13 protein-coding genes are annotated in these 13,008 nt (G+C 60.4%); 6 read left to right on the top strand and 7 right to left on the bottom strand.

From position 1 onward, the window contains the following. The 6 genes from BZK31_RS15420 to BZK31_RS15445 all read left to right on the top strand — a co-directional run. A partial coding sequence (locus BZK31_RS15420; protein WP_083183824.1) for a sugar ABC transporter ATP-binding protein occupies positions 1 to 1,149 on the top strand: 1,149 nt, incomplete at its 5' end. 10 nt (positions 1,150 to 1,159) lie between these two features. Further along, positions 1,160 to 1,924, top strand: a complete 765-nt coding sequence (locus BZK31_RS15425; RefSeq protein ID WP_083183825.1) for an SDR family oxidoreductase — start codon at positions 1,160 to 1,162, stop codon at positions 1,922 to 1,924. Positions 1,925 to 1,966: 42 nt separating this feature from the next. Then, positions 1,967 to 2,770 (top strand): SDR family oxidoreductase, encoded by an 804-nt coding sequence (locus BZK31_RS15430; RefSeq protein WP_083183826.1) that lies wholly within the window; start codon positions 1,967 to 1,969, stop codon positions 2,768 to 2,770. Positions 2,771 to 2,863: 93 nt separating this feature from the next. After that, a complete protein-coding gene (locus tag BZK31_RS15435; protein ID WP_083183827.1) occupies positions 2,864 to 3,811 on the top strand; it encodes a sugar-binding transcriptional regulator in 948 nt (315 codons plus the stop codon). A 314-nt stretch (positions 3,812 to 4,125) separates the two neighbouring features. Next, on the top strand, positions 4,126 to 5,373 hold the full coding sequence (locus BZK31_RS15440) for a pectate lyase family protein (RefSeq protein WP_083183828.1): 1,248 nt from the start codon (positions 4,126 to 4,128) through the stop codon (positions 5,371 to 5,373). 125 nt (positions 5,374 to 5,498) lie between these two features. Beyond that, positions 5,499 to 5,936, top strand: a complete 438-nt coding sequence (locus BZK31_RS15445; RefSeq protein WP_083183829.1) for a response regulator — start codon at positions 5,499 to 5,501, stop codon at positions 5,934 to 5,936. Between the two features lie 60 nt (positions 5,937 to 5,996). On the opposite strand, the gene BZK31_RS15450 is transcribed toward BZK31_RS15445, so the two are convergent. Genes BZK31_RS15450 through BZK31_RS15480 form a run of 7 tightly spaced genes read right to left on the bottom strand, consistent with a single transcriptional unit; the run spans position 5,997 to position 13,007 of the window. Beyond that, positions 5,997 to 6,653 (bottom strand): RraA family protein, encoded by a 657-nt coding sequence (locus tag BZK31_RS15450; RefSeq protein ID WP_167377982.1) that lies wholly within the window; start codon positions 6,651 to 6,653, stop codon positions 5,997 to 5,999. Then, positions 6,644 to 7,420, bottom strand: a complete 777-nt coding sequence (locus BZK31_RS15455; protein ID WP_083183831.1) for an IucA/IucC family C-terminal-domain containing protein — start codon at positions 7,418 to 7,420, stop codon at positions 6,644 to 6,646. Before BZK31_RS15455 ends, BZK31_RS15450 begins: the two co-directional genes overlap by 10 nt. Next, positions 7,417 to 8,208, bottom strand: a complete 792-nt coding sequence (locus tag BZK31_RS15460; RefSeq protein WP_083183832.1) for an ABC transporter ATP-binding protein — start codon at positions 8,206 to 8,208, stop codon at positions 7,417 to 7,419. The genes BZK31_RS15455 and BZK31_RS15460 overlap by 4 nt, the downstream gene beginning before the upstream one ends. Positions 8,209 to 8,218: 10 nt before the next feature. After that, complete coding sequence (locus tag BZK31_RS15465; protein ID WP_083183833.1) at positions 8,219 to 9,250, bottom strand: FecCD family ABC transporter permease; 1,032 nt, start codon at positions 9,248 to 9,250, stop codon at positions 8,219 to 8,221. Then, the gene (locus BZK31_RS15470; protein ID WP_083183834.1) at positions 9,243 to 10,232 is read right to left on the bottom strand and encodes a FecCD family ABC transporter permease; all 990 of its coding nucleotides are present in this window, start codon (positions 10,230 to 10,232) and stop codon (positions 9,243 to 9,245) included. The genes BZK31_RS15465 and BZK31_RS15470 overlap by 8 nt, the downstream gene beginning before the upstream one ends. Beyond that, positions 10,229 to 11,149: an ABC transporter substrate-binding protein gene (locus BZK31_RS15475; RefSeq protein WP_167377984.1), complete on the bottom strand. Its 921-nt coding sequence runs from the start codon at positions 11,147 to 11,149 to the stop codon at positions 10,229 to 10,231. The genes BZK31_RS15470 and BZK31_RS15475 overlap by 4 nt, the downstream gene beginning before the upstream one ends. Beyond that, the gene (locus tag BZK31_RS15480) at positions 11,139 to 13,007 is read right to left on the bottom strand and encodes an IucA/IucC family protein (protein ID WP_083183836.1); all 1,869 of its coding nucleotides are present in this window, start codon (positions 13,005 to 13,007) and stop codon (positions 11,139 to 11,141) included. The genes BZK31_RS15475 and BZK31_RS15480 overlap by 11 nt, the downstream gene beginning before the upstream one ends. Position 13,008: the final 1 nt, after the last annotated feature.

Raw genomic sequence — 13,008 nt, forward strand, 5'->3', positions numbered from 1 at the left:
CGCGTCGACAGGGCCTTCATGGAAGCCGAAGCGCAAAAACAACTGGATCGTCTGGGGCTAAAGGTCTCGGCGGCCCGGAAGGTCGCCGGTCTGAGTGTCGCCGCACAGCAACTGGTCGAGATTGCCAAGGCCCTGACACTCAAGGCAAGCCTGTTGATTCTCGATGAGCCAACGGCCGCGCTGGGTGGTGAGGAAACGGAAAAGCTCTTCGCTCAGGTGGAGCGTCTGAAAGCTGAAGGCGTGTCCTTCATCTACATCAGCCACCGACTGGATGAGATCGCCAGGGTGGCAGACCGAATACTGGTGCTGCGCGATGGTCGGCAGGTTGCCGTTCACGCCACTGCGCAGGTACCGGTCAAGCAGCTCGTGGCAGAAATGGTCGGCCGCAGCGTGGACCGGATATTTCCCGTAATGAAACCTGCCCAGTCAAAGGTAGTGTTAACCGTCAAAGACCTGAAATGCCGGGAAATGGATTTTCACGATATAGACTTTTCGGTCTACAAAGGCGAAGTGTTCGGCATCGCGGGCGTCGTCGGCGCGGGCAGAACCGAGCTGGTGCGCGCCATCGCAGGTGCTGCGGAGCATATTACCGGCACCCTGATTCTTGATGACCAGCCTCAGCGTTTCGCGTCACCCCATGAGGCCATTCAGGCCGGGATCGTCCTCGTTCCGGAAGATCGCAAGCAGCAAGGCGTGGTCGTCGATCACGCGATCGAAGAAAACCTGATTTACGGCAATACCGATTTGCTGCCCAACCAGGGGTGGGTTTCGCCGTCAGGACTACGCGCATTTGCAACACAAGCCGTCGGGCGAATGGGTGTCAAAGGACAGCCGGAGCAGACGATTGCCTGCCTGTCCGGCGGCAATCAGCAGAAAGTCATCATCGCCAAGTGGCTCGCCCGCAATCCCAAGGTGTTCATTCTCGATGAACCGACACGCGGTATCGACGTCGGTGCCCGCGCCGCCATTTACGAAGTGATCGCCGAACTGGCCGCCACCGGCATGGCAGTGATCGTGGTCAGTTCTGACCTGGACGAGGTTCTGGGGCTGTCCAGCCGCGTCATGGTCATGAGTCGAGGCCGTCAGATGGGCATTCTGGACAAAGAACACGCCACGCCTGTGGCCGTAATGGAACTTGCGACAGCCTAGGAGCTGAGTTATGCGTCTGTTTGATTTGAGTGGACAAACCGCCTTCGTCACGGGTGCCGGCAGTGGTATCGGCCAGGCGATCGCCATCGGTCTGGCCGAAGCCGGCGCCAATGTCGCCTGCTTCGACCTGCCCGGCAGCCTGGACATGGCGAGCACGATTCAGGGCATTCAGCGCCATGGGCGTAAAGGCCTTGCACTGGAGGGCTCAGTCACATCGTCGACTGATCTGGAGGCAGCGGTATCGCGTACCGAGCAGGAACTGGGAACACTCGAGCTGGCAGTCAATGCCGCTGGCATCGCCAACGCTCAAGCCGCCGAGGAACTGGAACTGAGCCGCTGGCAACAGATGCTGGACGTCAACCTCACCGGTATTCTGCTCAGTTGCCAGGCGCAGGCACGGGTGATGCTCCCCCGCCAGCGCGGTTCGATCATCAACATTGCGTCGATGTCCGGAATCATCGTCAACCGTGGCCTGCTGCAGGCGCATTACAACACCTCCAAGGCCGGCGTCATCCATCTGTCGAAAAGCCTGGCGATGGAATGGGCGCAACGCGGGATCAGGGTCAACAGCATCAGCCCCGGCTACACCGCGACCCCCATGAACACGCGACCCGAGGTCGCCGAGCAGGTCAGGATTTTCGAAGAAACCACGCCATTGGGCAGGATGGCCAGCGTCGACGAAATGGTCGGCCCGGCGATCTTCCTGTCCAGCCAGGCCGCGTCATTCTGCACCGGTATCGACCTGGTGGTGGATGGCGGTTTCGTGTGCTGGTGACGGCAGGTTCGACCGACACTCACCCGCAAAAGGAGCACAACCATGAATAACAAACGCTTCGAGGGATCAACCGTCGTCATCACCGGCGCATGTCGTGGTATCGGTGAAGGCATTGCAGAGCGCTTCGCGACCGAAGGCGCGAATCTGGTAATGGTCTCCAACGCCGAGCGCGTCAATGAAACCGCCAGACGCATCGTCGAGCAGACCGGAGCCAACGTGCTGCCTGTCGTCGCCGATGTCACCAGCGAAGAGCAGGTCATCGATCTGTTCGCTCAGGCCCAGGCTCGATTCGGCCGCGTCGACGTGTCAGTGCAGAACGCCGGGATCATCACCATCGATCATTTCGACCGCATGCCCCGCGCCGATTTCGATCGAGTGTTGCAAGTCAACACTACCGGCGTCTGGCTATGCTGCAGGGAGGCCGCCAAATACATGATCAGCGATGGACAAGGCGGCCGCTTGATCAATACCAGCTCCGGCCAAGGCCGCCAGGGGTTCATTTACACGCCTCACTACGCGGCCAGCAAAATGGGCGTGATCGGCATCACCCAGAGCCTGGCCCACGAACTGGCGCCGCACGGGATAACGGTCAATGCGTTCTGCCCAGGCATCATTGAGAGCGAGATGTGGGAATACAACGATCGGGTTTGGGGGCAGATCCTGTCCACGCCCGAGAAGACTTACCGGACTGGCGAACTGATGGCCGAATGGGTGGCGGGCATTCCGATGAAACGCGCCGGTACCGCAAGTGACGTTGCCGGGCTGGTGACGTTTCTGGCTTCCAGTGACGCGGCTTACATCACCGGCCAGGCGATCAACGTCGATGGCGGTCTGATCATGTCCTGAGCCCTGCCCTGCTGCCGGATCAAGTAAAGGGTTGCTTTTGCGTTCCGGCAAATTGCACCATAGTGCCCGCAAATTGGCTAAGTTGGATCCTGGATGAGAATGCTTGAGGAGCAGCGGCTCCTGACAAAGATTGCTTCGCTGTATTACGAGGACGGACTGAAGCAGTCCCAGATATCGGAGCAACTGGATTTGTCCCAATCATTCGTGAGTCGGGCACTCAACCGCGCGCTGAAGGAAGGGATCGTCAAGATTTCGGTGCAGCGTCCGCTCAATTTCCACCTGGATCTGGAGCGTGAACTGCAGAAGCGTTACGACATCCGGCAGGTCATCGTTGTCGAGCCCACCAGCGACGACGAAGACGCCCTCAAGCAGGCCATCGGCTCGGCCGCCGCGCACTATATAGAAACCACGGTGACCGAAAAGGACCGGATCGGTATCAGTTCCTGGAGCTCGACCATTCGCGCCATGGTCGGTTACATGCACAGCTCCAAGCAAAGTGCAGCCACTGAAGTGGTTCAGCTTCTGGGCGGAGTGGGTAACAAAGGCGCCTTCGAGGCCACGTTGCTGACCCAGCAACTGGCGACGCTGCTGGGCTGTCCTTCCTACCTGCTGCCTTCGCAAAGCATTGAGCAATCAGTAGACAGCCGCCACCGTATCCTGCAGCTCGATGAAGTGCGCGAAGTCGTCGAGCGCTTTTCGAACCTGACCGTCGCTCTGGTGGGTATCGGCGAACTCGAACCCTCCAAACTGTTGCGCAACAGCGGCAATTACCACGGTGAACCCATGCTGAAACTGCTGGCCGAGCGCGGTGCCGTGGGCGATATCTGTTTGCGTTACTACGATGCCGACGGCAAACCGGTGCTGGAAGACAGCGAGGAAGTGGTGGTCTCGGTCGATCTCGAACAGTTGCTCAACATCGAGCGCGTCGTGGGGCTTGCCGGAGGCGAACGCAAGGTCAACGCGATTCGCGGGGCACTGAAAGGCGGCTATCTGGATGTGTTGATCACCGATCTTGCAACGGCTCGTGCCCTGGTCAGTTGACGTCTTGCGCTTATTTGCGCCGATTTTGTCGAGAGCGGTATCCGTGCCTCTTGCTTCTACCGGAAGTTCGAAGACGCCCGATTAAATAATTAGTCATTTGATCTTTGCCCGTCATTCGTTGATACCTCAGCGCGCCTGCCTCACCGACAGGTCATCCCCATAAATGCTTATCGCTGCACTTCATGCAGCCTATAAGTGACGCTCGTCTGTTCAAAACCGTGGAGTCGCGCCGAATGAGATCACCTGCACGCTGGAAAACCAAACGGGTTTCCGTCCCACAGGGACTGTCAGAGTTGCTGTTTTCTGGATGGATAATGGCCTGCGGGCTGCTGTTGATTGCGCAGTCATCACAGGCCGCAGACCGTCCAGACGGGTTTGCCAAGGACGTGACCGGTGGCGGTGATGTGGTGGCCACACATCCGACCACGCTGGATGAACTGCGAAAAGCGTTGTGTAGCAGTTACGACCAGCATGGCCATTGTTCGGACGACACGCCGCGCGTCATCCAGCTGGACCACAGCTTTGATTTTCGTGGTTCGGTACTGATCAACGGCCGCGCCACCACGACGGAAGAAGGTTGCGTGGTCAACCCGTGTCCCGCCGGCGGTGAGCAATTGGCAATCAATGGCTTCAATGGCTTCTGTTACAAGAGAAAATTGACCAGCGTGACTTATGACAACGCAGGTTTGACACGCCTCAACGTAGGATCGAACAAAACGCTGATGGGGGTGGGCAGTGAAGCCGGTATACGGGGCATAGCGCTGCATATTGGCGGTGGGGTCCATAACGTTATCGTCCGTAACCTGACGCTGTCTGACATCAATCCGCAAGTCGTCTGGGCCGGCGATGCGCTCATCATAGAAAATGCCGATGGGGTATGGATCAGCAACAATACCTTCGCCCGTGTCGGCAGACAGATGATCTCGACCGGCTGGATGTCGACCTCTCACGTCACGATTTCAGACAACGAATTTGACGGCCGCACGCCCTACTCTTCGTCCTGCGACGGCCATCATTACTGGGTATGGCTGTTCCTGGGCAATCCTGACACGCTGACCGTTGCGAGAAATTACGTGCACGACACGTCCGGACGTGGACCGCATGCGGGCGGCCTGGGCAACGCCGACGTCACCGTGCAGTTAGTGAATAACGTGTATTCCCAAGTGAGCTATCAAGGCGCGATCATGCCTCGTACCCCATACTCGCACCTGCTGGTGGAAGGCAACGATTTCGAGTACGTAACGCACCCGTTCTTCTATGACGCAGAGCAACCCGGTAAGGCATTTGCGCTGTTTGCGCCGGGCACCGATGCTCAGAACAGCGCGTGCCAGAATGCGATCGGCAGACCCTGCGTGCCCAATCAGCAGCATTTCAGCGGCGACGATTATCGCCCTGAAGATGTGGAGGCGCTGCAGGCATTCAGCCAACACCTCGATTACCTGATCACCCCAATGTCCGCCGATACGGCCCTGACGCAAGTGCCGCAAACCGCGGGTGCCGGCAAGATCGATGCCGCCACTCTGCAGGCTAAATCCGGGACCGGCACCGCCGCCCCACAATGAGAACAGCAGATTTTCAGAAAAATATGAATTTTTCCTCCCCTGTTTTGCTCATATCAGCATGAGCAACGATTCAATCCAGCGTTGCAGTGTTTTGAAATGCGAATGCAAGACTGAGGGAACGAGAAATGGCTCAATCAGAGCAGTACGGGAAGTCAGCTCCAGGCGAAGGTCTGGTACTGGTCGTTGAAGACGAACAGACGATCCGCGACTTCGTTTGTGAGATCCTCGAGACGGACGTCGGTCTGCGCACCAAAGCCGTGGAAAACGCTGACGAAGCAATGCTCTATCTCACGCAGCATACTGACCGGGTCGCGCTGCTGCTGACCGACGTGCGCATGCCGGGCAGCATGGACGGTATCGCACTGGCAAACGCGGTGGGCGCGCAGTGGGCGCACATCCCTGTGGTGGTCATGTCGGGCCATGGTACGCCGGGCAGTGATCAACTGAAGGATGACGTGCTGTTCATCGCCAAACCGTGGACCATTACACAATTGGTCAACGGCATCATGGACAGCCTGGGTGCAGACGGCATCGCCCAGGTATCCATGGACGATCCTCGCTGAGGCCGGAATCATCGGTGCGCACAGGAAGGGCTTGCCTGGATCGTGCGCATCCCGGTGGTGCTAGAGACGCGGTCGTGCCGACAGATTCATCCGCTTTACCGTCAGCCTTTCGAGCAGTTCATCCCGACGAGTGCGGTCAGCCTGCTCCTTGCCCAACAGTTCGGGGAGCAGTTCGCTCGCCTGTTGTGCGGTCAGAATGAACACGCCGTCATCGTCGCCCATCGCAATGTCGCCTGGCTTCACCGTGACGCCGCCAATGCTGATGGGCTGATTGAGCGCCCCGCTCTCACCCAGGCTGCGGGTGGTCACGGCGCTTACCTCACCACCGAACACCGGCAGACCGTGCTGGCGTAAAGCGGCGATATCGGTAACTGCGCCTGAAACGACCACGCCAGCCAGTCCTTTGATCAATCCGGCCAGGGTGCGCAATTCGCCCCAGCAAGCGCAGTGTCCATCGCCCACGCATTCAATCACCAGAACGTCGCCCGCTTCGCTGTTGATCAACGCGTCTCGCAAAATACTGCCATCGGGCAGATCGACCCTGACGGTCACAACGTTTCCAACCATGCGTGCGCCCTCAAACATCGGCCGGATGCCACGCAGATAGCCGGTTTCGGTCAGGTGGCCAACGGTAGACGCGGCGACCCCTTGGAGCTGATCGAGCACGTTGCTCGCGGCATGTTGCTGGCGCGGCGCGATTCGCTGGTTCATCGACATTTCTTTGGCCTCAATAGCGGACAGGTCGAGCAGTACTCAACGGGATTGCTGGCGTCGTAATAAAAACAGCAGGTGCGCCGAAAGCGGATGCTCTGCCCGGACTCCAGTGGCGTTGGCGGTCGTCTGAAGTGTTTCAGCGGGTTGTAATCCAGTCCGAACAATGCCGGTTCGGCGTGATTCAACAACCAGTCGAAATCCGCTTCACAGCGCGCCCGAATCACCGGATCCTCGATCCTGGCCATGCGCTTCTCATACAACGAGTACACCCTTACGGCGGTGTTTTCCCAGAGAATGCGCCGGGAAATACCGCTGACCCGATTGAAGGTTTCCCAGAGCGGCTTCAGCAAACCGGCGAACAAGGCGCTGACAATGGCGGCTCGCCAGTCGTCCCGCATACCTGCCTGGTAGCCAATGGGCGCCAAATCCGCCAGGGGCATCGCTGATGTCCACAGCCCGTTATCGTGTGCGTACTCGACCACACTGTTGTCCAGCGACAGCAACAAGCCTTTGTCATACACCGACATGGCGTACAGACAGCCACCCGTGCTAAGAAACGAAAAACGCTTGGCCAGCAGCGACGCGGTGATCGCGCGTGTCGGAGAGCCGATGACCGGCCCCACGTTATCGAGCATCTGCGCACAGGTCGCCTCGTCCAGCAACGCACGCGCCAGTGTCGAGCGCGTATCGCGGGCTTCGGCCGCACGCAACTGCAGCGCGCCGCCGAGTACCGCCCATTCCGCGTCACTGAAGGCTGGCAACCCGCTCATTGCGGCAGTTCCCTGCCGAACGGAATGCACAGCGGCGTGCCGAAGAACGGGTCGGCGATGATCCGGCAGTTGAGGTCGAACACCTGCTTGACCAGCGCCTCGCTCAGAATGTCGGCGGGACGTCCTTGCGCGAATGCCGTGCGTTCGTGCACGGCAACCATGTGATCGGCATAACGGCAGGCCAGGTTCAGGTCATGCAGCACCATGATGATGGTTTTGCCTTCCTGACGATTAAGGTCACGCAGCAGGTCCAGCACTTCGATCTGATGGGCCAGGTCGAGAAACGTGGTCGGCTCGTCGAGCAGTACGATATCGGTGTTCTGCGCCAGGGTCATGGCGATCCAGGCACGCTGACGCTGCCCACCCGACAATGCATCCACGGGACGGTCGGCCAGCGCCTGCATGCCGGTCTGCAGCAGCGCCTTGTCGACCATCGCTTCATCCTCGGCCGACCATTGCTGCATCCAGTTCTGGTACGGGTAACGTCCCAGGGCTACCAGTTGGCGGACCGTGATGCCTTCCGGAGCACTGGGCATCTGCGGCAGGATCGCCAGTTCACGGGCAACGGTCGCGGTGGACTTGCGATGAATGTCATCACCGTTGAGGACCACGCAGCCTTGCTGTGGTTTGAGCAGACGGGCGAACGACTTCAACAGCGTGCTTTTGCCGCAACCGTTGCTGCCGATCAGCACCGTCACCTGGCCTTGAGGCAATTGCAGGTCGAGGCTGTCGATGATGATCTGGCCCTGATAGCTCAGGATCAGGTCATGGGTTGCAATGGACGCCATCCGAAATTCCTTAATGCCGCTGGTTGATCAATAGATACAGAAAGAACGGTGTGCCGAGCACCGCGACGAAAATCCCTGCGGGCAGGTCCAGTGGCAGGAACAGCGTGCGCCCGGCCAGATCGGCCAACATCACCAGATTGGCCCCCATCAGTGCAGACATCAGGGCCTGTCCGGCAAAGCCAGGCGGCACCAGACGTTTGGCAATATGCGGCGCAATCAGCCCGACAAAGGCAATGGCCCCGCCCCAGGCGACCGCCAGTCCCGCCAGCGCAACGCTGACCAGCAACAGGCCGGCGCGCAGCCACTGCACTCGTGCACCAATACCTCGGGCCAGATCATCATCCAGTTGTTGTATCCGGACCTGCCGGGCAAGCAGCACCAGCAACGGCAACAGCAGCGCCAGCCAGCCTGCCAGCGCACGCGGTTCTGGCCAACTGGCACCATACACGCTGCCGGTCAGCCAGACGTAGGCCGACAAGGTCGTGGTCAGCGGGCTGAAGACCAGAATGAAGGTGGTCACGGCCGCCAGCAGCGCTGACACACCGACGCCGATCAGTACCAGCCGCAACGGCGACGCACCCTGGTTCCAGGCCAGCAGATAGATCGCCAGTGCCGCAAGCGCCGCCCCCGACATCGCCGCCAGTGGCAGAAACTGCGCGCCAAGCGCGACCGAGAAGAACGACAGGTAGGTCACCGCCGCTGCACTGGCGCCGCTGGTGATGCCCAGCAGATCAGGCGACGCCAGCGGATTGCGGATGATGCTCTGCAGAATCAGCCCGGACACCGCAAGCGCCGCTCCCACCAGCGCCGCCAGTGCCAGACGTGGCATGCGCAATTGCTCGACGATGAACACCAGACTTGTGTCCGCACGACCGAGCAACACGTCCAGCAGCGTGGCCGGTGACAGATTGATCTTGCCCAATGCCAGTGAGGCCATCATCACCAGCAAAGTGAAGGCCAGCGCCAGAAGCAGTCGCGTCAGCCCGGCCAGACTAAGCCGTCGGGAGAAACCGTGATAACGCAGGGTGAGGTACTTATCCATAACGCGCCCCTCGACGAGCCAGCGCGATGAAAAACGGCGCGCCAAACAGCGCTGTCATCACACCGACCGGCACTTCCTGCGGCAGAATCACCACGCGGGACAGGGTGTCGGCCAGCAGCAACAACGTTGCGCCCAGCACCGCGCAGCCCGGTAACAGCCAGCGATGGTCGATGGACAGCGTCTTGCGCACCATATGCGGCACCAGCAGACCGATGAAGCCGATGCTACCCGCCAAGGCCACGGCGCTGCCTGCCAGGACGATGATCACGATGCTCATCAACAGGCGAATCAGGCCGGTGCGCTGCCCCAATGCCGTGGCAATGGTTTCGCCGGTATTGAGCACATTCACCTGTCCGGCCAGCAACAACGCGGCGATCAGGGCCAGCACCACCCCGACCAGCAAAGGCGCAGCGGTGGCCAGATCGCGCTCCGACAACGAGCCCGCGAGCCAGAACAACACGGTGTCCAGGCCGTCCTGATTCACCACCAACAGTGCCTGACTGAATGCGGTGAACAACGCGGTGATTGCCGCGCCCGCCAGAACGATGCGCAAGGGGTTGAGGCTGCCCTGCCCCCGGTTACCGATGACCCACACCAGACAACCCGCCACGGCCGCACCGAGAAAGGCGCACCACAACCACTGACTCATCGAGGTCAGTGTCAGCAACGACGAGCAGACAATGATGGAAAACGTTGCACCCGCATTGATGCCGAACAGCCCCGGCGACGCCAGCGGATTGCGCGTCAGGGCCTGCATCAGCGCGCCTGCCACTGCCAGACTCGCCCCCACCGCCAGCGCCATCAATGTGCGAGTCAACCGACTGTCGAGCAGGACATGCTGGCTGGCCGTCAGCGCGTCGGGCTGCCACAGGCTGCTGATGAGACTGGCGGGTGAAATCCAGCTGGCGCCCGAAGCGAGGCTCAAGCCCATGCATACCACGAGCAACACCAGAGCGGTACTCAGTCTGCCTGCCTGGCTCATGAAGAACTGTTCCCGAGCGCCACCCGGGCTATCTCGTCAAGCATCAGGTTGGCACCCAGAATACCCCCGGACAGGCTCCAGGCCACCGCATCGACGCGCCAGACCTCGTCATCCTGCGGTGCCCGCAGCTGTTTCCAGAACGGGTGCTGAACGAGCTTTTGGTAATTGTTCAACGCGGCCTTGTTGTCACCGCGCTGGAAGACGAAGAACAGGTCAGCATCGACCACAGGCAAACTCTCTTTACTGCTGAGTTTAAGGGAAACACCCGGTGCTTCACGGGCGGCGGCTGTCCAGGCAAACCCCAGCTCACTGAGTACCGAGCCTGCGAAACTGGCTGGCAGGTAACTGCGGATATGGTCCTCACGGATGTCGAGCACCGACACGGTGACCGGCCAGCGCCCGGCAAATTTCGCCTGTAATTGTTCGCGCAGTTGCACGACCCGGCGTTGCCACTGCGCGAGCAGGTCCGCAGCCTGTTGCTGACGATGCAAGGCCGCGCCCATCATTGCCAGGGTGCGTTTGAACTCGAACACCTCGTCCAGCATCACCAGCGGCGCGATCTGCTCCAGCAGCGGCGCGATGCGTTGATGACGAAACCGTGACGCGACGATCAGGTCGGGCTTGAGCAGAACGATATCTTCCAGGCTAGGCTGGGTCTCCAGACCGACGTGAGGCACCGCGGTCAGCGCAGGACGCAGGTAACGGTACATCGGTTTTTCGCTCCAGGAATCCACCACGCCGCACGGGGTTACACCCAGCGCAACGGCGCTGTCGGAGGCCCCCTGAAACAGGGTGACCACCCGCAACGGTGCTGCCCGGGCAAGGCCGGGCAGCGTCATTCCAGGCAGTATCAGTAACCCCAGCGACAGGCGCAGAACACTGCGCCGGGAACGATGCAAAGGCCCGTCAGACGTCACGTCGCAACCTGTGGAACGGGTTGACCACTTCGCCCTTGCCGAAAGGCATGCTGCCTGGACCGCCTGCCCGCGCGATCATCGGTGTCAGCAGCAGTTTCTGTGGCCAGTTCGGTACTTCGAACAATTGATGACGGAGCATGGTGCGGGTCTCTTCGTCGAATTCAATGGTGGTGATCAGGTTGTCCAGTACGTCGCGCAATACCGTCCACAGTGCAGTGACCGGTACGTCGTAGACCTGGGCCAGGGTGTCCATGATTGCCCGGACATTGACCTCAATTCCCAGCGTCTGCAGCCAGAACAGCAGATCTTCAGGGCGCTCATGGTACAGGGTATTGGCGTGACCTTTCTTCATCCGATAGACCGGATCCTGCATACCGTTGCGTTCCAGCCACGGCACGAAGATGCGCAGCGAGTCATGATCACGCAGCAACAGCCCCTGCGCCTGCCCGGCTTTCCACACCAACACCGCGTTTTGCCCGTGTACCTCGCCGAGCATGCCGAGCCGCAGCATGCGCAGGTTGATGTCGAAGAAACTGTGGCTCAACTCGCGGAACAGGGTCAACACCGAGGCCTGGTTGTGTGGCAGATCGCGACAGGTCATCCACTCATCGAAGAAATGCCGGTTGCTGCCCGGCAACGGCGTTCCCAGCGCGGCCATTGGCAGCAGGCGGCACTCAGGATCGTTGAGCAAGGCTTCAGGATAGGAGCGCACCATTGCGGAAAGGTGGCGCGGACCCTCGTCGAACAGGCTGGCGTCCTTGGGCATGAACGCCCACCATTTGCGCTCATCACACAGGTGCAGCGAACGGCTCAGTGTCGCGTCCTTGTCGACCACCTGACGCAACAGCGCCTCGCTGAGGTTGCCGTTGATCATCTTGACCGCTGGCAGGTAGCGCGACGCACCCAACGAGTAAATCGCCATGGGCAGCTTCAGATAGTCGGCGCTGTCGAAACAAGGTGTCATCGAGCGCAGCGACGAGGTGGCGAACACCGAGGCGTCGTTGAAATCCAGCCGTTGGCAATCGCCCCTGGCAATCGCGTCACCCACCTGGCCTTCCAGCACGTGTTCGAACTGCCACGGATGCACCGGCAGCGCCACATGGCTGTCTGCAATACCGCGTGTTTGCATCTCCCGCTCAAGTCTGGCCTGCAAGTCTTCCGGCAGCAGGTAGCGCGCCGGGAAAGACGCCTGCAAATCCCCCACGCCCTCGCCGCACTGCAGCAGCGTCTTGTCGACGGCCACCCAGTTCAGCGCAACCGGCTTGGCGAACTCGGCCTGATAATCGCGGTACTGCTGCTCGTCCAGTCCCTGTTTGGCCTTGGCCAGCGGGTGATAAGGCCGGTCGCGCAACGAGGCCCACTGCTCCATGGTACGGAAGAAGGTCGCACCGTCCTGCGCCATCAGGTTGCGGTCGTCGACCTTGTGATCCAGCGACAGGGCGGTCTGCCAGACGCTGATCCGCAGCACATCCAGAAACAGCGCGAGGCCTTTTTCATTATCGGCGAAACGTGTCGCCATGCCGGCGAACACCCATTTCATGAAGTCTTCGGGAGCAAGCTGCGTCCAGCGCTGATCCTGACGACCCAGCACCGGCGTACCCGGAACCTTCTCCCACTGCTGGGTGATGCCGGGGCGCAGCGCGATACTGATGAAGCGCTGCTCGGCCGCGTCGCAGCACCACTCCCAGACTTGCTGTTGCGGGCTTTGCTCGATCAGTTCGGGGCCTTGCGGATGACGCGATTGCCAGTGCGCGGTGTCTTGCAGGCTGAGGTTGTCGCGACCGAAGAAGTCTTCGGCCAGCAGGCAATCGACCAGGTCCTGCATGACCAGGTCTGCGGCGTGTGCAGTGAAATTCATC

It is taken from the genome of Pseudomonas floridensis (genome assembly GCF_002087235.1).
GTDB classification, from domain to species: domain Bacteria; phylum Pseudomonadota; class Gammaproteobacteria; order Pseudomonadales; family Pseudomonadaceae; genus Aquipseudomonas; species Aquipseudomonas floridensis.

Coding starts and splice junctions, on each gene's coding strand:
- BZK31_RS15435 (WP_083183827.1), top strand. CDS start 2,864: ATGAGAATGCTTGAGGAGCAGCGGCTCCTGACAAAGATTGCTTCGCTG.
- BZK31_RS15470 (WP_083183834.1), bottom strand. CDS start 10,232: ATGAGCCAGGCAGGCAGACTGAGTACCGCTCTGGTGTTGCTCGTGGTA.
- BZK31_RS15445 (WP_083183829.1), top strand. CDS start 5,499: ATGGCTCAATCAGAGCAGTACGGGAAGTCAGCTCCAGGCGAAGGTCTG.
- BZK31_RS15430 (WP_083183826.1), top strand. CDS start 1,967: ATGAATAACAAACGCTTCGAGGGATCAACCGTCGTCATCACCGGCGCA.
- BZK31_RS15450 (WP_167377982.1), bottom strand. CDS start 6,653: ATGTCGATGAACCAGCGAATCGCGCCGCGCCAGCAACATGCCGCGAGC.
- BZK31_RS15440 (WP_083183828.1), top strand. CDS start 4,126: ATGGCCTGCGGGCTGCTGTTGATTGCGCAGTCATCACAGGCCGCAGAC.
- BZK31_RS15480 (WP_083183836.1), bottom strand. CDS start 13,007: ATGAATTTCACTGCACACGCCGCAGACCTGGTCATGCAGGACCTGGTC.
- BZK31_RS15455 (WP_083183831.1), bottom strand. CDS start 7,420: ATGAGCGGGTTGCCAGCCTTCAGTGACGCGGAATGGGCGGTACTCGGC.
- BZK31_RS15460 (WP_083183832.1), bottom strand. CDS start 8,208: ATGGCGTCCATTGCAACCCATGACCTGATCCTGAGCTATCAGGGCCAG.
- BZK31_RS15465 (WP_083183833.1), bottom strand. CDS start 9,250: ATGGATAAGTACCTCACCCTGCGTTATCACGGTTTCTCCCGACGGCTT.
- BZK31_RS15425 (WP_083183825.1), top strand. CDS start 1,160: ATGCGTCTGTTTGATTTGAGTGGACAAACCGCCTTCGTCACGGGTGCC.